This window comes from Streptomyces sp. NPDC047453 (assembly GCF_040643155.1).
Lineage (GTDB): Bacteria > Actinomycetota > Actinomycetes > Streptomycetales > Streptomycetaceae > Streptomyces.
In genome coordinates this window covers 368982-387940 of sequence record NZ_JBEYTS010000002.1, presented here as the reverse complement: position 1 = coordinate 387940, position 18959 = coordinate 368982, and the positions used below count along the sequence as shown (strand labels likewise).

General features: G+C 72.6%; 13 protein-coding genes. 5 read left to right on the top strand and 8 right to left on the bottom strand.

All coding sequences use genetic code 11. The features are described from left to right. Window positions 1-17: 17 nt before the first annotated feature. Window positions 18-980 carry a GlxA family transcriptional regulator gene (locus ABZ818_RS04085; RefSeq protein ID WP_361410416.1) on the bottom strand — a complete coding sequence of 321 codons (963 nt, stop codon included), beginning with the start codon at window positions 978-980 and terminating at the stop codon, window positions 18-20. A gap of 194 nt (window positions 981-1174) precedes the next feature. On the opposite strand from ABZ818_RS04085, the gene ABZ818_RS04080 reads away from it, so the two are divergent. Beyond that, on the top strand, window positions 1175-3550 hold the full coding sequence (locus ABZ818_RS04080) for a Tex family protein (protein ID WP_361410413.1): 2376 nt from the start codon (window positions 1175-1177) through the stop codon (window positions 3548-3550). 833 nt (window positions 3551-4383) lie between these two features. Here ABZ818_RS04080 and ABZ818_RS04075 read toward each other — a convergent pair. Together ABZ818_RS04075 and ABZ818_RS04070 are read right to left on the bottom strand one after the other, a co-directional pair. Next, window positions 4384-6024 (bottom strand): ABC-F family ATP-binding cassette domain-containing protein, encoded by a 1641-nt coding sequence (locus ABZ818_RS04075; RefSeq protein WP_361410410.1) that lies wholly within the window; start codon window positions 6022-6024, stop codon window positions 4384-4386. A 36-nt stretch (window positions 6025-6060) separates the two neighbouring features. Beyond that, on the bottom strand, window positions 6061-7092 hold the full coding sequence (locus ABZ818_RS04070; RefSeq protein WP_361410408.1) for an oxidoreductase: 1032 nt from the start codon (window positions 7090-7092) through the stop codon (window positions 6061-6063). A gap of 90 nt (window positions 7093-7182) precedes the next feature. On the opposite strand from ABZ818_RS04070, the gene ABZ818_RS04065 reads away from it, so the two are divergent. Together ABZ818_RS04065 and ABZ818_RS04060 are read left to right on the top strand one after the other, a co-directional pair. Further along, window positions 7183-8118 carry an FAD-dependent oxidoreductase gene (locus ABZ818_RS04065; protein WP_361410513.1) on the top strand — a complete coding sequence of 312 codons (936 nt, stop codon included), beginning with the start codon at window positions 7183-7185 and terminating at the stop codon, window positions 8116-8118. Window positions 8119-8268: 150 nt separating this feature from the next. Continuing rightward, the gene (locus ABZ818_RS04060) at window positions 8269-9762 is read left to right on the top strand and encodes a M1 family metallopeptidase (protein WP_361410405.1); all 1494 of its coding nucleotides are present in this window, start codon (window positions 8269-8271) and stop codon (window positions 9760-9762) included. 42 nt (window positions 9763-9804) lie between these two features. On the opposite strand, the gene ABZ818_RS04055 is transcribed toward ABZ818_RS04060, so the two are convergent. Together ABZ818_RS04055 and ABZ818_RS04050 are read right to left on the bottom strand one after the other, a co-directional pair. Next, entirely contained in the window at window positions 9805-10287 is a 483-nt protein-coding gene (locus ABZ818_RS04055; RefSeq protein ID WP_361410402.1) for a macro domain-containing protein, read from the bottom strand. 42 nt (window positions 10288-10329) lie between these two features. Next, a complete protein-coding gene (locus tag ABZ818_RS04050) occupies window positions 10330-11796 on the bottom strand; it encodes an amino acid permease (RefSeq protein ID WP_361410399.1) in 1467 nt (488 codons plus the stop codon). Window positions 11797-12038: 242 nt separating this feature from the next. Here ABZ818_RS04050 and ABZ818_RS04045 point away from each other — a divergent pair, with 242 nt between their 5' ends. Beyond that, window positions 12039-12791: a MerR family transcriptional regulator gene (locus ABZ818_RS04045; protein WP_361410396.1), complete on the top strand. Its 753-nt coding sequence runs from the start codon at window positions 12039-12041 to the stop codon at window positions 12789-12791. An 8-nt stretch (window positions 12792-12799) separates the two neighbouring features. Here ABZ818_RS04045 and ABZ818_RS04040 read toward each other — a convergent pair whose 3' ends face one another. The 3 genes from ABZ818_RS04040 to ABZ818_RS04030 all read right to left on the bottom strand — a co-directional run bounded on the left by ABZ818_RS04040 (window position 12800) and on the right by ABZ818_RS04030 (window position 17540). Further along, the gene (locus ABZ818_RS04040; protein ID WP_361410393.1) at window positions 12800-14977 is read right to left on the bottom strand and encodes a 3-hydroxyacyl-CoA dehydrogenase NAD-binding domain-containing protein; all 2178 of its coding nucleotides are present in this window, start codon (window positions 14975-14977) and stop codon (window positions 12800-12802) included. Between the two features lie 50 nt (window positions 14978-15027). After that, a complete protein-coding gene (locus tag ABZ818_RS04035) occupies window positions 15028-16242 on the bottom strand; it encodes an acetyl-CoA C-acetyltransferase (RefSeq protein ID WP_361410390.1) in 1215 nt (404 codons plus the stop codon). An 89-nt stretch (window positions 16243-16331) separates the two neighbouring features. Beyond that, window positions 16332-17540, bottom strand: coding sequence for a CaiB/BaiF CoA-transferase family protein (locus ABZ818_RS04030; protein WP_361410387.1), 1209 nt, complete (start codon window positions 17538-17540; stop codon window positions 16332-16334). Window positions 17541-17771: 231 nt separating this feature from the next. On the opposite strand from ABZ818_RS04030, the gene ABZ818_RS04025 reads away from it, so the two are divergent. Next, the gene (locus tag ABZ818_RS04025) at window positions 17772-18950 is read left to right on the top strand and encodes a saccharopine dehydrogenase NADP-binding domain-containing protein (RefSeq protein ID WP_361410384.1); all 1179 of its coding nucleotides are present in this window, start codon (window positions 17772-17774) and stop codon (window positions 18948-18950) included. Window positions 18951-18959 lie beyond the last annotated feature (9 nt).

Genomic DNA, 18959 nt, shown 5'->3' with positions numbered 1-18959 from the left:
TTTCCCTCCGGTGGGTGTCAGGTGGTGGCGGGAGCGGGGCGGAACCGCCGCCGGTACTCGGCCGGGGCGGCGCCCAGCGCCTTGACGAACGCGCGCCGCATGGCCTCCGGTGTGCCGTAGCCGCTGGCGCGGGAGATCTCCTCGACGCCGTCGGCGGTGTCCTCCAGCAGCCGGCGGGCGTGTTCGAGGCGGACCCGGTCGACGTAGCGGCCGGGGGTCGTACCGGTCTCCGCCCGGAACGCGCGGGCGAAGTGGCGCGGCGAGAGGCGGGCACGGGCGGCGAGCGCCTCGACGGACAGGTCGTCCGCCGGATGCTCGGTGATCCACTGCTGTACGTCCCGCAGGGGCTCGCGCCGTGCCGTCTGCGCGGCGAGCTGGGCGCTGAACTGGGCCTGGTTGCCGGGCCGGCGCAGGAAGACCACCAGGTGGCGGGCGACGCTCAGCGCGACGTCGCGGCCGAGGTCCTCCTCGACGAGCGCGAGGGTCAGGTCGATGCCGCAGGTCACGCCGGCCGACGTCGCCACGTCCCCGTCGCGCACGTAGACCGGGTCGGCGTGGACCTCGACGGCGGGGTGGTCGCGGGCGAGCTTGGCGCAGTACGCCCAGTGGGTCGTGGCCCGGCGGCCGTCCAGCAGGCCCGCCTCGGCCAGCAGGATCGCGCCGGTGCACACCGAGACCAGGCGCGCGGCCCCCGGCCCGTGCGCGCGGACCCAGTCGACCAGACGCGGGTCCGGCCGGCGGGTCCCCTCCCCGCCGGGCACGAGCAGCGTGTGCGGCGCGGGCGCCTCGGCGAGCGGCGAGTCCGGTACCAGGGTCAGGCCGCTGGAACTGCGTACGGGACCGCCGTCCAGGGAGGCCGTGTGGATGCGGTACGCCCCCGGTACGTGCCGGACGGCACCGGTGAAGACCTCCACGGGGCCGGTGACGTCGAGACTCTGGACGCCGTCGAAGAGGACGACGAGAACGGTTCGCTGCGCCATGCGACCGATTCTTCGCGGCCCGGAGGATGGCCGCAATGACGGGTTTCCCACCTTTCCCGCCACACCCGCCCCGTCTCCGCCGGTGCGAGCGGCGGCAGGGGTGCGCCTCGCCGGGTGGCGCCCTGCGGCCCGGTTGTCTGCGGGGCCTGCCACAATTGCGGCGCACACCGGAGTGGAGAAGGCGGTACGGGATCGTGACGACACCCCTCACAGCGTCCATCGAGGGCAGGATCGCCGAGGAGCTCGGCGTACGGGAGCGGCAGGTCAAGGCCGCCGTGGAGCTGCTGGACGGCGGTTCGACGGTGCCCTTCATCGCCCGCTACCGCAAGGAAGCGACCGAGATGCTCGACGACGCGCAACTGCGCACGCTCGAGGAGCGGCTGCGCTATCTGCGGGAACTGGAGGAGCGGCGGACGGCGATCCTGGAGTCGGTGCGCGAGCAGGGCAAGCTCACCGAGGAACTGGAGGCGCAGATCCGCGGCGCCGAGACCAAGGCGCGGCTGGAGGACGTGTACCTGCCGTACAAGCCGAAGCGGCGGACCAAGGCGCAGATCGCCCGGGAGGCGGGCCTGGAGCCGCTGGCCGAGGGTCTGCTCGGCGACCCGGGCGTGGATCCGCTCGCGGCGGCCGCCGCCTTCGTCGACGCGGACAAGGGCGTCGCCGATCCGCAGGCGGCCCTGGACGGCGCGCGGGCGATCCTCACCGAGCGGTTCTCGGAGGACGCCGACCTGATCGGCGAGCTGCGCGAGCGCATGTGGGGGCGCGGGCGGCTGGCCGCCAAGGTGCGGGAGGGCAAGGAGGAGGCGGGCGCCAAGTTCGCCGACTACTTCGACTTCGCCGAGCCGTTCACCGAACTGCCCTCGCACCGGATCCTGGCGATGCTGCGGGGCGAGAAGGAGGAGGTCCTGGACCTCGTCCTGGAGCCGGAGGAGCCGGTGGACGGCCCGTCCTCGTACGAGGGGATGGTGGCCCACCGGTTCGGGATCGGCGACCGCGGCCGGCCCGCCGACAAGTGGCTCCAGGACACGGTCCGCTGGGCCTGGCGCACCCGGATCCTCGTCCACCTGGGCATCGACCTGCGCCTTCGGCTGCGCACGGCCGCGGAGGACGAGGCGGTGAACGTGTTCGCGGCCAACCTGCGCGACCTGCTGCTCGCCGCGCCGGCCGGCACCCGCTCGACCCTCGGCCTGGACCCCGGGTTCCGTACGGGTGTGAAGGTCGCCGTGGTCGACGCGACCGGCAAGGTCGTCGCCACCGACGTCGTCCACCCGCATGTGCCGGCCAACCGGTGGGACGAGGCCGTCGCCAAGCTGGCCCGGCTGGCCAAGGAGCACGCGGTCGAGCTGATCGCGATCGGCAACGGCACGGCGTCCCGGGAGACCGACAAGCTGGCCGCCGACGTCATCACCAGGCACCCGGAGCTGAAGCTCACCAAGGTGATGGTGTCGGAGGCGGGCGCCTCGGTGTACTCGGCGTCGCCGTACGCCTCGCGGGAACTGCCCGACATGGACGTCTCCCTGCGCGGCGCGGTCTCCATCGCCCGCCGGCTCCAGGACCCGCTGGCCGAACTGGTCAAGATCGACCCCAAGTCGATCGGTGTCGGCCAGTACCAGCACGACCTGTCCGAGGTGAAGCTGTCCCGCTCCCTGGACGCGGTGGTCGAGGACTGTGTGAACGGCGTCGGCGTGGACGTGAACACCGCGTCCGTGCCGCTGCTCGCGCGCGTCTCCGGCGTCACCTCGGGACTCGCGGAGAACATCGTGGCGCACCGGGACGCCAACGGGCCGTTCACGTCGCGGGCGCAGCTGAAGAACGTCTCGCGGCTCGGTCCGAAGGCCTACGAGCAGTGCGCGGGCTTCCTGCGGATCCGCGGCGGCGACGACCCGCTGGACTCCTCCAGCGTGCACCCCGAGTCCTACCCCGTGGTCCGCCGGATGGTGAAGACCGCGGGCCAGGAGGTCGCCTCGCTCGTCGGCAACACCGGGGTGCTGCGCTCGCTCAGGGCGGCCGACTTCGTGGACGACACGTTCGGTCTGCCGACGGTGACGGACATCCTGCGGGAGCTGGAGAAGCCGGGGCGCGACCCGCGGCCCGCGTTCAAGACGGCCACCTTCAAGGAGGGCGTCGAGAAGATCTCCGACCTGGCGTCCGGGATGGTCCTGGAGGGCGTGGTGACGAACGTGGCGGCCTTCGGCGCGTTCGTCGACGTCGGCGTCCACCAGGACGGTCTGGTGCACGTCTCGGCGATGTCGAAGCAGTTCGTGAAGGATCCGCGGGACGTCGTCAAGCCCGGTGACATCGTCAAGGTGAAGGTGCTGGAGGTCGACATCCCGCGCAAGCGGATCTCGCTGACGCTGCGTCTGGACGACGAGGCGGCGGCGCAGGACCGTCAGGGGCAGGGCGACGGCGGCGAGCGCCGCCGGCGCGGCGGGCGCCCGCCGCAGCAGCGCCAGGGCCGCGGTGGCGGTGGTGGCGGCGGCTCCCGCCAGGCACCCCCGCCCGCCAACAGCGCGATGGCCGACGCCCTGCGCCGCGCGGGCCTCGTCGACCCGAAGAACACCCGCCGCTGACCCACCCGGCCCGGACTCGCCTCACCACCGGTGGGCGGGTCCGGGCCGGACCTCCTGAACCGGCCGGGGACGGCGGGCCGGTGGCGGCGGGCAGTCGAGCCGCCGGTGGTGGCGCGCCACTGACGAGCTGGTAGCCGCGGGCAGTCGCCGGCCGGCGGCGGCAGTTGACCCGGCTGAACCCGGGTGAGCCGCAGATCGCCCCGTGGCAGCGGACCATCAACGGGGCGACAACAGCGCCCCGTTGGCCCGGCAGTGTCGGCAGGCCATTGACCCACCCGCAACAACGGACATCGCCCGACTGCTACCGGCCACCCCTTCACCGGCCGGGACGGCGGCAGTTGACCGGGCTGTACCAGCTGGGGCCGTTGACCGCCCCGTAGCGGCAGGACCGTCGACGGGGCGACAAGGGCCACCCGTTGGCCCGGCACGTGACAGCGGAGCGTTATCGCGGCGGGTGCTGGCCTGGGGGGAGTTCCGAGTGGGGGCGTGGGGTCGCGCCTGGGGGCGGCGGGCCTGGCTGGAAGGCGGCGTTGGGCCGCCCTGTTCGCATCACGTCCTCGAGTTGCCTGTGTATGGCCGTGGCCGCGTCCCGTACGCGTGCGGGCACGTCGCCTCGCTCGGCTACGAGTTGGTGATAAATGGGGGCGTCTTGGAACATGGGTGACCATGCCTTCCGATCTGCGGTTTCGTTCCGCCGGGCAACGGTGACCGAGTGTAAGACCCCGCATCGGAGCGTTCACCCCGGGTCCGGCCAAGGCAGGAAATGGCCTGGTGCTGCGAACCGGAAAGGTTCACCGGCTCGCTACGCCCGGCAAACCTTGCCGGTCACAGCACTAGCGTTCCGTCACTTTGCCCGCGGCGACCTCCAGCCGGCGGGTGACGCGTACGGCGTCGAGCATGCGACGGTCGTGGGTGACCAGCAGGAGGGTGCCCTGGTAGGAGTCCAGGGCCGATTCCAGTTGCTCGATGGCCGGCAGGTCCAGGTGGTTGGTGGGCTCGTCCAGGACCAGGAGGTTGACGCCCCGGCCCTGGAGGAGGGCGAGCGCGGCCCGGGTGCGCTCACCCGGGGAGAGCGTCGCGGCGGGACGCGTCACATGGTCCGCCTTCAGGCCGAATTTGGCGAGCAGCGTGCGCGCCTCCACCGGCTCGGTGTCCGGCACCGCCGCGCAGAAGGCGTCCAGCAGGGACTCGGGGCCGTGGAAGAGGCGGCGGGCCTGGTCGACCTCGCCGACCAGCACACCTGAGCCCAGGGCCGCGTGCCCGGCGTCCACCGGGATCCGCCCCAGCAGCGCGCCCAGCAGCGTCGACTTGCCCGCGCCGTTGGCGCCCGTGACCGCCACCCGGTCCGCCCAGTCGATCTGGAGGGACACCGGGCCGAGTACGAAGCCGCCGCGGCGCACCTCCGCGTCCCGGAGCGTGGCGACGACCGCGCCCGACCGCGGGGCCGACGCGATCTCCATGCGCAGCTCCCACTCCTTGCGGGGCTCCTCGACGACCTCGAGGCGCTCGATCATGCGCTGGGTCTGGCGCGCCTTCGCGGCCTGCTTCTCACTGGCCTCGCTGCGGAACTTGCGGCCGATCTTGTCGTTGTCATTGCCCGCCTTGCGCCGGGCGTTCTTCACGCCCTTGTCCATCCAGGCGCGCTGCGTCTGGGCACGGTCCTGGAGGGCGGCCCGCTTGTCGGCGTACTCCTCGTAGTCCTCGCGGGCGTGCCGGCGGGCCACCTCCCGCTCCTCCAGATAGGCCGCGTATCCGCCGCCGTAGAGGTTGATCCGGCCCTGGGCGAGGTCGAGTTCGAGGACCTTGGTGACGGTACGCACAAGGAACTCGCGGTCGTGGCTGACGACGACCGTCCCGGCGCGCAGCCCGGTCACGAACCGCTCCAGGCGCTCCAGGCCGGCCAGGTCGAGGTCGTTGGTCGGCTCGTCGAGCAGGAAGACGTCGTAGCGGGACAGCAGCAGCGAGGCGAGTCCGGCGCGGGCCGCCTGGCCGCCCGAGAGGGACGTCATGGGCTGGTCGAGGCCGACGGCCAGGCCGAGCGAATCGGCGACCTCCTCGGCGCGTTCGTCGAGGTCGGCGCCGCCGAGGCCGAGCCACCGCTCCAGGCTGGTCGCGTACGCGTCGTCCGCGCCCGGCGCTCCCTCGACGAGGGCCTGCGTGGCCTCGTCCATCGCCCGCTGGGCCCCGGCCACCCCGGTGCGCCGGGCGAGGAACTCCCGTACGGTCTCCCCTGGCCTCCGCTCCGGCTCCTGGGGAAGGTGCCCGACGCTCGCCGTCGGCGGGGACAGGGTGATCTCGCCCTGCTCCGGGGTGCTCAGCCCGGCGAGCATCCTGAGCAGCGTGGACTTGCCCGCGCCGTTGGCGCCGACCAGCCCGATCACGTCCCCGGGCGCGACGACGAGGTCCAGTCCGGCGAACAGCGCGCGGTCGCCGTGCCCGGCGGCGAGGTTCTTGGCAACGAGGGTGGCAGTCATCAGAGGACCGATCCTAATGGCCGTGCCCCGGCGCGCTCAGTGCGCCACCGCCGCCACCATCACGCCCCCTGCCGTCCGCGCCACCACGAAGGACCTGCCCTTCACCGCCCCGGCGTCCAGCGCGAGCCGGTGCCGGCCCGGCTCCAGGACGCCGTCGAAGACCTCCTGGGTGTGGCTGCGGTGGAACCGGTCGAGGCGGTGGACGGTGAGCCGGATCCGGCAGGCGGAGGTGACCTCGACGTCCGCCACGCCGTCTGCGGCCGCCAACCGGGTCAGCCGGCGCCGCTCCACGGGACCGCGGTCCAGGGCCTGTTCGATCTGGGCGACCAGGAGCGGCACGATCGGGGCCGGCCCGTCGACGTAGGCCACGTCGGCGCCCGCGCGCTCGAAGGCGCCCCGGACGGCGGCGCGTTCGGCCGGGCCGACCGCCGGACCGAAGGCGACGGCACCGTACTGGCGCAGTTCGTCGGCGTGGACGTGGAGCGCGTCGCGGGTGATGTCGGCGCCGATGCCGATGGCGCGCAGGGCGGCGGCGAGTCTGGCGAGGGCGGCGACCCGGGCCCCGACGAGCAGCACCCGGCGGCGGGGCGTGGGGCCGCCGCCGTCCAGCAGCGCGCCCAGTGCCGCGCGGTACTCGGCGCCGGCGAAACGGAACGGGCCGATGCCGTGGTAGCCGTCCCGTTCCAGGTCGGCATGTTCGTCCGTCTGCCAGGCGAAGTCCCGCCAGACGTAGTCCGCCTCGTCAGCGCCGGACCTCTCGATGACGGCGGTGACCGCGCCGCAGGCCAGGTCCTCGCACTCGGGGCAGCCGTAGACGAGGTACCGGCCGCCCGGCAGCGGCGCCTCGCTCTCCAGCAGCAGGCCGCGCACCTGGGCGGCGAGGATCGCGGGCGGGATGTCGGAGGCGAGCGGGGAGACCGCGTCCAGGTCGGCGAGCCGGAAGAGCAGGGGCCGTCCGTCCACGACGAAGTCCACGAAGTCCCGGTGGAGCTGGTGACCGCCGTCGGCGAGGATCTCCCCGGGACGCGTCGCCGGGGCCAGGCCGAAGGTCGTGTACTCGGCAGGCATGCCATGAGTATTCCCGGCCCGGGGGCGAGGTGAGCACGGTGTGCGCCTTCCGCTACCGTGCGCCGCGTGGACAGTGGGCCGGGTATCGAGGTGACGGTGGTCGGCGGCGGCGTCGTCGGGCTGACGACGGCCGTCGTGCTGGCCGAGCGCGGCCGGCGGGTGCGGGTGTGGACGCGTGAGCCGGCCGAGCGGACGACGTCGGCGGTCGCCGGCGCGCTGTGGTGGCCGTACCGGATCGAGCCGGAGTCGCTCGTCGGGGAGTGGTCGCTCGAATCCCTGGCGGTGTACGAGGAGTTGGCCGGGCGTCCCGACGAGACGGGCGTACGCCTGGTCGAGGGCGTGCACGGCGGGACGCGGCTCGACTCGCTGGGGCCGTGGGCGTCGCGGGTGCCCGGTCTGCGCCCGGCGCACGCCGGGGAGTGGGCGGCGGGCACGGCGCTGTGGGCGCGGCTTCCGCTGATCGACATGTCGGCTCATCTGCCGTGGCTGCGGGAGCGGTTGACCGCGGCGGGCGGCATCGTGGAGGAACGGGAAGTGACCGATCTGGCGGCGGTCGACGCCCCCGTCGTCGTGAACTGCGCCGGCCTCGGCGCCCGTGAACTCGTCCCCGATCCCGCGATGCGTCCCGTGCGCGGTCAGCTCGTCGTCGTGGAGAACCCGGGGATCACGACGTGGCTGACGTCCGTCGACCCCGCCTCGCAGTCCCCCACCTACGTCTTCCCGCAGCCGGGCCGGCTCCTGCTCGGCGGCACGGCCGAGGAGGACGACTGGTCGCTGACGCCCGATCCGGCGGTGGCCGAGCGGATCGTCGAGCGGTGCGCGGCCCTCCGGCCGGAGATCGCCGGGGCGCGGGTGCTGGAGCACAGGGTCGGGCTGCGGCCGTCCCGGCACGCGGTACGGCTGGAGCGCGAGGAACTGCCGGGCGGGCGGGTGCTGGTGCACAACTACGGGCACGGCGGGGCCGGGGTCACCGTGGCCTGGGGCTGTGCGCGCCGGGCGGCCGCGCTGGCGTACCCGGCCGTCTGAGCGGGCTGGGGCCGGAAAGACCCCTGAGCATGTTTCACTCATGACGGCCGGATGGCGATCGTGTGACAGCGGTGGGCATGGACATGCCTGTGACCATCGGGACTCAATAGGCTCCGAACGAACCTCGTGTCCCTACGACTTGGAGCTGACGTGCACCGCAGAATGATCGCGCCGGGCGCACTGGCGGCGGCCACCCTGCTGCTGGCGATCCCGGCATCGGCGGCGAGCCACTCCCCCGGCGCACCGGGCATCGGCGACCCCTACTACCCGTACTACGGCAACGGCGGATACGACGTCTCCCACTACGCCCTCAGGCTGAAGTACCAGCCGGCCACGGACGAACTGGAGGGCACGGCGACGATCGAGGCGCGGACCACGCAGGACCTGTCCAGCTTCGACCTGGACTTTCTGCTGGACGTCAGCGAGGTGCGGGTCAACGGCGCGACGGCCGCCTTCACCACCTCCGGCCAGCACGAACTGGTGGTCACCCCGAAGAAGCCGCTGGCCAGGAACACGCCGATCACGGTGGTGGTCCGCTACAGCGGGGTGCCGTCCAGGAAGAGCGCGTACGGCTTCACCACCTGGCACCGCACCCCGGACGGCGGGATCGCGGCGGACGAGCCGGAGGCGGCCTGGTGGTGGTTCCCGAGCAACGACCACCCGAGCGACAAGGCCACCTACGACGTGTCGGTGGCCGTGCCGGACGGCACGCAGGCGATCTCCAACGGCACCCTCCAGTCGACGAGCTCGCAGCTCGGCTGGACCCGGTACAACTGGCGCCAGAACAAGCCGCAGGCCACGTATCTGGCCACGCTCGCGATCGGGAAGTTCGACATCACGACGGGCACCTCGGAGGACGGCGTCCCCGTCCTCAACGCCTACAGCAGGGACCTCGGCGACAACGCCGGGGCGGCGCGGGCGAGCGTCGAGCGCACCGGGGAGATCGTCGACTGGCTGAGCGGCTATTTCGGGCCGTATCCGTTCAGCTCGGCCGGCGGCTACGTGCCGAACACGACGACCGGGTACGCGCTGGAGACGCAGACCCTGGTGTACTACAGCCCGAGGCAGTTCGCGAAGGGCTCCAACACGTCCGTCGTCGTGCACGAGCTGGCCCACCAGTGGTACGGCGACAGCGTGTCGCTCAAGGGCTGGAAGGACATCTGGATCAACGAGGGCTTCGCGCGCTACGCCCAGTGGCTGTGGTCCGAGCACGAGGGCGAGGGCACCGCGCAGGAACTGGCGGACTGGGTGTACGCCTCGCACCCCGCCGACGACCCCTTCTGGACGGTCGCGCCGGGCGACCCGGGTCCGGACGACCAGTTCGACATCGCGGTCTACGACCGGGGCGCGCTCGCCGTCCAGGCGCTGCGCAACGAGATCGGCGACAAGGCGTTCTTCGCCCTCCTGAAGGGCTGGCCGAAGAAGCACGCCTACGGCAACGCCTCCGTGGCCGACTTCCAGAAGTACGCCGAGAAGGTCTCCGGCAAGCCGCTCACGGCCCTCTTCGACACCTGGCTGTTCCAGCCGTCCAAGCCGGCCGCACCCGCGGCGCGCGCGGCGTCCCTGGCGAAGACGCCGGCCGCTCCCGAGCAGCCGAGGTCGTGGAAGAAGATCGAGGCGACGAACGACGTGCATACGAGGTGAACCACGGCCGGGCGGCAGGGACAGACCCCGGGCCGCCCGGCCTCACCCCTCGTGGTCGTACACCGTCACCGCGATCCACCGGCGCACCAGCCGTTCGTCGATCAGCGGCTCGATCCGGTCCCAGGTGCCGCCGGCCAGGCCGCAGCCTATTCGGGGCATGTGAACGGACGCGCCGAGCTCGACCGCACGGACGGCGAGCCGGTCCAGTGCGGTGTCGATCGCCTCGTACCGCACGGGCGCGACGGCCTCGCCTCTCCGCCGGACGCCGCGTTGGCCGATCATGTTGGCCACCCACACATCCGGCTCCACCCGGACGAGCTGGACGGCACCAAGGCCGAAGTCGTTGTCCGCACGGTCCCGGTGCCAGGCCCGGTAGGCGGCCTCCGGCTCCGGCCGGCGCCGGGAGAGGGCCTGGACGAAGCCCCTCCCCCAGCCGCCGATGTCGTTGCAGACGTGGGCGATCACTTTGACGCCCTCGGCCGAGGGCGCGGTGGCGTCACCCCGGATGTATGTGATCTCCGGCATGACGCCACCGTAGGGGGTGCCACTGACAGCGGGGTGGGGCCGTTACTCCGTGATTTCGGAGAGCTCCCGGTCGGCCGTCCGGGAGACGCGGCGGCGGACGCCGAACCAGCCGGCCACCAGGAGCAGGGCGATCAGCGGGATCAGCAGGAGGGTCTTGCGGCCCACCTCGGGGTCGTTCCACATCATGGCAAGACAGCCGACGAAGAAGGCGATCGTGGCGATCTCGGTGACCGGGCTGCCGGGAAGGCGGAAGTGCGGGCGGGTGAGCAGGCCGGCCTTGGCGCGGCGGACGAAGACCAGGTGGCAGATCATGATGGTCACCCAGGTGCTGACGATGCCGAGGGAGGCGACGTTCAGCACGATCTCGAAGGCCTGGCTGGGCATGAGGTAGTTCAGGCCGACGCCGAGTACACAGACCGCGCAGGTCAGGAGGATGCCGCCGTAGGGGACCCGGGTGCGGCTCATCACCCCGGTGAACTTCGGAGCGGAGCCCGCCGCGGCCATGGAACGCAGGATGCGGCCGGTGGTGTACAGGCCGGAGTTCAGCGACGACATGGCGGCCGTGAGGACGACGAGGTTCATGACGTCGCCGGCCGCCGGGACGCCGATCCTCGACAGGACGGTGACGAAGGGGCTCTCCCCGGCCGAGTAGACCGAACCGGGCAGCAGCAGGGCGAGCAGGATGACCGAGCCGACGTAGAACAGGCCCACCCGCCACATGATCGAGTTCACCGCGCGCGGGATGATCTTCTCCGGCTCGGCGGTCTCACCGGCGGCGACACCGATCATCTCCAGGGCGGAGTAGGCGAAGATCACGCCCTGCATGACGAGGACGACCGGCATCACGCCGTGCGGGAAGAACCCGCCGTGGTCGGTGATGGAGCTCAGGCCCGGGGTCCGGCCGCCGACGTCGTGCTGCGTGGCCAGCAGGAAGACGCCGATCAGCATGAAGCCGACCAGGGTGGCGACCTTGACGATCGCGAACCAGAACTCCATCTCGCCGAAGATCTTCACCGAGATCAGGTTCACGGCGAGGACCACGGCGAGGGCGATCAGCGCGAGCACCCACTGCGGGACGGACGTGAACATGCTCCAGTAGTGCGTGTAGAGCGCGATCGCCGTGATGTCGGCGATACCGGTCGTCGACCAGTTCAGGAAGTACATCCAGCCGGCGACGTAGGCGCCCTTCTCGCCGAGGAACTCGCGCGCGTACGACACGAACGAGCCGGACGAGGGCCGGTACAGGACCAGCTCACCGAGGGCCCGGACGACGAAGAACGCGAAGACGCCGCAGACGAGGTAGGCCAGCGCCAGCGCGGGTCCCGCGTTGTGCAGGCGGCCGCCCGCGCCGAGGAAGAGGCCGGTGCCGATCGCCCCGCCGATGGCGATCATGTTGACGTGGCGGTGCTTGAGGTCCTTGCTGTATCCGGCGTCGCCCGCGTCGGCGGGCGTCCCGGTCGCCTGGGGGTGGGAGGCGACCTGTGCCGTGGGCACGGCATCCTTGCTCAAGGGTGGTTCCACTTTCTGGTGCCCCGGGCAGCGTGCGCCCGGGTGTCCGTACGTGTCGCGGCCCGCACCACCCATGTCGCGGCACAGACCAGAACGGCAGCTTCCCTGGCGGTCGATTCCCCTGCGATGGCGTACGTCACAGAGCGGGACTTCTCACACGCGTCATTCACTCATCGGCCACCAGCCGTACATCAGCAGGTCAGGGCCTTTCACAGCGTCGGTGGGACAGCGATACTGCTGCGATGACGACCGACACCGACGAGCCGACCCTCACGATCGACGAGCTGGCCGCACGGGCCGGCGTCACGGTGCGCACGGTCCGCTTCTACAGCGGCCGGGGCCTGCTGCCGCCGCCGGTGATCGGCCCGCGCCGGGTGGGCCGCTACGGCCAGGAGCACCTGGCGCGCCTGGCGCTGATCGAGGAGATGCAGCTGCGGGGCATGACGCTCGCCGCGATCGAACGCCATCTGCGGCAGCTGCCGCCGGACCTCACCCCGCACGACCTCGCCATCCACCGCGCGGTGGTCGCGTCCTGGGCGCCGGACACCGTGGAGTCGCTGTCCCGGCGCGAGCTGGAGCGCCGGGCCGGCCGGCCGCTCGCCGAGGAGGACGTCCGGCGGCTGGCCGCGATGAACGTCGTCGAGGGCGACGGCGAGTCCTTCCGCGTCGACTCCGGTCTGCTGCGACTCGGCGTGGAGCTCCTCGACGTACCCCTGTCCCAGGAGACGATCCTCGCCGCCCGCACGGTGCTGACCGAGCACGCGCGTACGGCCGCCCACGAGCTGTCGAAGCTGCTGCGCGACGCCGTCGCCGAACGCGACACCCGCGACGTGAAGTCCCTCTCCGCCCATATGCACCCCCTGGTGGTGCAGGCCCTGCTCACCACCTTCCAGCGCTCACTGAAGGAGGAGCTGCGGGAGTGGTTGGACACGGCCGGGCGGGAGGGCCCCCGGGGAGCGGATCCCCGGGGGCCTCAGGAGCCGCAGTCCGGCTGAGCGGCCCGTCAGCGCGCGTCGGTGAAGGTCTCCCCCCTCTCCGCCTTCGCCACCAGCAGCGCCGGCGGGGTGAACCGCTCGCCGTAGCGCTCGGCGAGTTTCCGCGCGCGTCCCACGAAGCCGGGCAGACCGCCCTCGTAGCCATTGATGTACTGCAGCACCCCGCCGGTCCAGCCCGGGAAGCCGATGCCGAGGACCGAGCCGATGTTGGCGTCGGCGACGGAGGTCAGGACGCCCTCCTCCAGGAGCCTGACCGTGTCGAGCGCCTCGGCGAAGAGCATGCGCTCCTGCATGTCCCGGAACGGGATCTCGTACCCCGGTGTCGTGAAGTGCTCACGCAGACCCGGCCACAGTCCGGCGCGAGTGCCGTCCTCGCCGTAGTCGTAGAAGCCGGCGCCGCCGCTGCGGCCGGTGCGGCCGAACTCGTCGACCATGCGGTCGACGATCGTGTCCGCGGGATGCGGGGTCCAGGTGCCGCCCGCCTCCTCCACCGCTCGCCGCGACTCGGCCCGGATCTTCCGGGGCAGGGTGAGGGTCAGCTCGTCCATCAGGGACAGCACCTTGGCGGGGTAGCCCGCCTGGGCCGCCGCCTGCTCGATGGACGCAGGCTCGACGCCCTCGCCGACCATCGCCACGCCCTCGTTGATGAACTGGCCGATGACCCGGGAGGTGAAGAAGCCTCGCGAGTCGTTGACGACGATCGGGGTCTTGTTGATCTGCCGGACCAGGTCGAAGGCGCGGGCCAGCGCCTCGTCGCCAGTGCGCTCGCCCTTGATGATCTCGACCAGGGGCATCTTGTCCACGGGTGAGAAGAAGTGCAGCCCGATGAAGTCGGCCTGGCGCTCCACGCCTTCGGCGAGCAGGGTGATCGGCAGGGTGGAGGTGTTGGAGCACAGCAGCGCGTCCGGCGCGACGACCTGCTCGATCTCCTGGAACACCTTGTGCTTGAGCGCCGGGTCCTCGAAGACGGCCTCGATCACCGCGTCGCAGCCCGCGAGGTCGGCGGCCTCCGCGGTGGGCGTGATGCGGGCGAGCACCGCGTCCGCCTTCTCCTGGCTGGTACGGCCCTTGGCCACGGCCTTGGCGCACAGCTTCTCCGAGTAGCTCTTGCCCTTGGCGGCGGCCTCCGGGGACACGTCCTTCAGGACGACCTCGATGCCCGCGCGGGCGCACGCGTAGGCGATGCCCGCGCCCATCATCCCGGCGCCGAGGACGGCCACCTTGCGGACCTGGCGGGGTTCGACGCCCTGGGGCCGGCTGGCGCCGGAGTTGACGGCCTGGAGGTCGAAGAAGAACGCCTGGATCATGTTCTTCGAGGTCTGCCCCGCGGCCAGCTCCACGAAGTAGCGGGCCTCGATGACCTGGGCGGTCTCGAAGTCGACCTGGGCGCCCTCGACGGCGGCGGCCAGGATGTTGCGCGGGGCCGGGTAGGGGGCGCCGTTCGTCTGCTTGCGCAGGCCGGCCGGGAACGCGGGCAGGTTGGCGGCGAACTTCGGGTTCGCCGGGGTGCCGCCCGGGATGCGGTAGCCGGGCTTGTCCCAGGGCTGCCCGGACTCGGGGTTGGCGTCGATGAAGGCGCGAGCCCTGGCCAGCAACTCGTCCTGGGAGGTGGCCACTTCGTCGACGAGCCCGTTCTCCTGGGCGCGCCGCGCGTTGTACTGGGTGCCCTGGAGCAGCACCTTGAGCAGGGCGTCGGTGATGCCCAGCAGCCGTACGGTGCGGACGACCCCGCCGCCGCCGGGAAGCAGGCCGAGGGTCACCTCGGGGCAGCCGATCTTCGTACCGGGGGTGTCGAGCGCGATCCGGTGGTGGCAGGCCAGGGCGAGTTCGTAACCGCCGCCCAGGGCCGCGCCGTTGATCGCGGCGACGACCGGCTTGCCCAGGGTCTCGATACGGCGCAGGTTCCGCTTGAGCGCGAGGCCGCCGTCGAAGAGCTCCTGGGCGGTGTCCGGGGTGACCCGGATCAGGTCGCGCAGGTCACCGCCCGCGAAGAAGGTCTTCTTCGCGGAGGTGAGGATGATGCCGCGGACGGATTCCCGCTCCGTCTCCAGTCGGTCGGCGACGGCGGCGAGGGAGTCGCGGAACGCCTGGTTCATGGTGTTCGCGGACTGATCGGGGTCGTCGAGGACGAGGGTGACGACGCCGGTGTCGTCCTGCTCCCAGCGGATGGTGGTGCTCTCGGTCATGTCGGGGTCTCCGTTGAAGTCTGGGTTCTGAGGGCGCCGCTGGGGGCGGGTCAGACGCGCTCGACGATCGTGGCGACGCCCATGCCGCCGCCGACGCAGAGGGTCGCGAGGCCGTAGCGCTTGTCCTGGCGCTCCAGTTCGTCGACGAGGGTGCCGAGGATCATCGCGCCGGTGGCGCCGAGCGGGTGGCCCAGCGCGATGGCGCCGCCGTTGACGTTGATCTTGTCCAGGGACAGGCCCATGTCCTTCACGAAGCGCAGCACGACCGCCGCGAACGCCTCGTTGATCTCGACGAGGTCGATGTCGTCGATGGTCAGGCCGGCCCTGGCGAGCGCCTTGCGGGTGGCGGGAGCGGGCCCGGTGAGCATGATGGTGGGCTCGGAGCCGGAGACGGCGGCGGAGACGATCCGCGCGCGGGGGGTGAGTCCGTACCGCTCGCCGACCTCGCGGGAGCCGACGGCGACGAGCGAGGCGCCGTCCACGATGCCGGAGGAGTTGCCCGCGTGGTGGACGTGGTCGATCTTCTCCACCCAGTGGTACTGCTGCAGGGCGACGGCGTCGAAGCCGCCCAGCTCGCCGATGTCCGCGAAGGACGGCTTGAGCGCCGCCAGCGAGTCGGCGGTGGTGCCGGGGCGCGGATGCTCGTCGTGGTCGAGGACGACGAGCCCGTTGCGGTCCCTGACCGGGACGACGGAGCGGTCGAAGCGGCCCTCCTTCCAGGCGGTGGCCGCGCGCTCCTGGGACAGGGCCGCGTACTCGTCGACGTCCCGCCGGGAGAAGCCCTCGATGGTGGCGATCAGGTCGGCGCCGATGCCCTGCGGTACGAAGTTGACGGCGAGGTTGGTCATCGGGTCGTTGAACCAGGCGCCGCCGTCGGAGGCCATCGGCACCCGGGACATCGACTCGACGCCGCCCGCGAGGACCAGGTCCTCCCAGCCCGAGCGCACCTTGGCGGCGGCCAGGTTGACGGCCTCCAGGCCGGAGGCGCAGAAGCGGTTCTCCTGCACACCGGCCACCGTGTCCGGCAGTCCCGCGGCGATGGCGGCGATCCGGGCGATGTCGGAGCCCTGGTCGCCGATCGGGCCGACGACGCCGAGCACGATGTCGTCGACGGCGGCCGGGTCGAGCCCGGGGAAGCGGTCGCGGATCTCGTGGATGAGGCCGACGACCAGGTCGATGGGCTTCGTGCCGTGCAGGGCGCCGTTGGCCTTGCCGCGCCCGCGCGGGGTGCGGATCGCGTCGTACACGTACGCTTCGGTGCTCACTGACAAGCCTTTCGACGAGGGTGGTGTCCTGGGGGCGGTGGGGAGGAGCCTGGGCGGGTCGGGGGAACGTGTCGTGGTCGTGGGTCCGTTCAGGAGCCGTCCTCCCCGTCATCTGCTTTCCCGTCCGTCCCGACCATCCCGCGCTTCCCGTCCATCCCGTCCGTCCCGTCCTCCAGGAGTGCGGGCAGGTCCCAGTCGCGGGCCACGGCCGCCGTGCCGTCGCCGGGCCGGGCGGGGCCGGTGCGGACGGCGGTGGGGGTGGCGGAGAAGCGGGGCGCGGGGGCGGGCTGGGTGAGGCCGGCGTGCTCCGTGAAGGTGCCGCGGGCGGCGAGGAGGGGGTGGTGCGGGGCCTCGCGCAGCGACAGCACGGGGGCCACGCAGGCGTCGGAGCCCTCGAAGACCGCGGTCCACTCCTGCTGGGTGCGGGACTTGAAGCGGGTGGCGACCGCCTCGCGCAGTTCCCCCCAGCGGGTGTGGTCGGTACGGGCCCCGGCGTGCTCCGCCAGGCCGAGCAGTCCGGTGAACTCGTCGTAGAACCGCTGCTCCAGGGCGCCGACCGCCATGTACCGGCCGTCCGCGGTCTCGTAGGTGCCGTAGTACGGGCAGCCGCCGTCCAGGAGGTTGGCCCCGCGGCGGTCCTGCCAGGCGCCGGCGGCGAGCATGCCGTGGATCATCGCGGAGAGGTGGGCGGTGCCGTCGACGATCGCGGCGTCCACGACCTGGCCGGTGCCGGTCGCGCGCGCGTGGTGCAGGGCGGCGAGGACGCCGACCACGAGGTAGAGGGAGCCGCCGGCGTAGTCGCCGAGGAGGTTGGCGGGGACGGCCGGGGGCGTGTCCGGTTCGCCGATCATGCCGAGGGTGCCGGTCACGGCGATGTAGGCGATGTCGTGTCCCGCGCGCGGGGCGAGCGGCCCGTCCTGACCCCATCCGGTCATCCGGCCGTAGACCAGCCGCGGGTTGCGGGCGTGGCAGGCCGCGGGGCCGACGCCGAGGCGCTCGGCGACGCCGGGTCGGTAGCCCTCGATGAGGATGTCGGCGCGGGCGGCGAGGTCGAGGACGCGGGCGGGGCCGCCCGGGGACTTCAGGTCGACGACCACGGAGCGCTTGTTGCGGTTGGTGATGTCGTGGGCGGGGTCGATGCCCAGTCCGGCGCCGCCGGGGCGGTCCACCCTGACGACGTCGGCGCCCAGGTCGGCCAGCAGCATCGCGGCGAACGGGCCGGGGCCGATGCCGGCCAGTTCGACCACGCGCACACCGGTCAGCGGGCCGTGCCGCCCCGCCGCCTCTGCCGTTGCCATCAGGTCCCCTCACTGTGACACAACCGATGTAACACCGATGATGCTAAGAACGTGTTCCAGCGGATACAAGCCCTTGGCGAGCAAGCGCTTAGCCGAGGCGTACCCGGTGGCCTCGTGGCCGTATCCCGCGCCGCCGCGCCTTCACCGCTGGGCCCTCGCCGCCGGACCGCGCACTCCTCACGCTAGCCTCGGCCAGGGACAGCGGCGCGGGCTGTGAGAGCAAGGAGTGTCATGAGCAGGCTGAGGAACTCCGACCGTCCGTACGACATCGTCCTCTTCGGAGCCACCGGCTTCGTGGGGGCGCTCACCGCCGAGTACCTCGCCGCGCACGCCCCCGAAGGGCTGCGCTGGGCCATCGCCGGACGCAGCGAGGAGCGGCTCCGGGAACTGCGCGAGCGGCTGCCCCCGGGTGCGTCCGTCGGAGTGCTGCGCGCGGACGCGGCCGACCCGGACTCCCTGCGCGACCTCGCCCGGCAGGCGCGCGTGCTGGCCACCACCGTGGGCCCGTACGCGGCCGTGGGCGAGGAACTCGTCGCCGCCTGCGCCGACAGCGGCACGGACTACCTGGACCTGTGCGGCGAGCCCGAGTTCGTGGACCTGGTGTACGTCCGGCACGACGCCCGCGCGCGAGAGACCGGGGCACGCCTGGTGCACGCCTGCGGCTTCGACTCCATACCGCCCGACCTGGGCGTGTACTTCACCGTCCGGCAGCTGCCGGAGGGCGTACCGCTGACCGTGGACGGATTCGTCCGGGCGGACGCCGCCTTCTCGGGTGGGACCCTCGCGTCGGCACTCAGCCAGTTCGCCCGCCCTCTGCAGGTCCGGGCCGCCGCGCGGGACCGGGCGCGGCACGAGCCGCGGCTGCTGGGGCGGCGGGCGGTCACGCCGACGGGCGCCCCGCGGTTCGCCGGGGAGGTCGGCGCCTGGGCGGTGCCGCTGCCGACCATCGACCCGCAGATCGTGCGGCGCTCCGCGCGCGTGCTGGAACGTTACGGCCCGGACTTCCGCTACCGCCACTACGCGGCCGTGCGGCACCTGCCGGTCGCTTTGGGCGGCGCCGCCGCCCTCAGCGCGGTCCTGGCCGCCGCCCAACTGCCGCCCGTCCGGCGCTGGTTGTCCGGACGGCTGCAGCCCGGCGAGGGGCCCAGCGCGGAGAAGCGGGCCAGGAGTTGGTTCTCGGTGCGGTTCGTGGGCGAGGGCGGCGGACGGCGGGTGTTCACCGAGGTGGCGGGCGGCGATCCGGGGTACGGCGAGACGGCGAAGATGTTCGCCGAGTCGGCGCTCGCACTGGCGCTCGACGACCTCCCGCCGACGGCGGGCCAGGTCACCACGGCAGTGGCCATGGGCGACGCCCTCATCGACCGCCTGCGCCGGGCGGGCATCACCTTCCGGATCGCGACGAGCCGCTAGACCCGACTG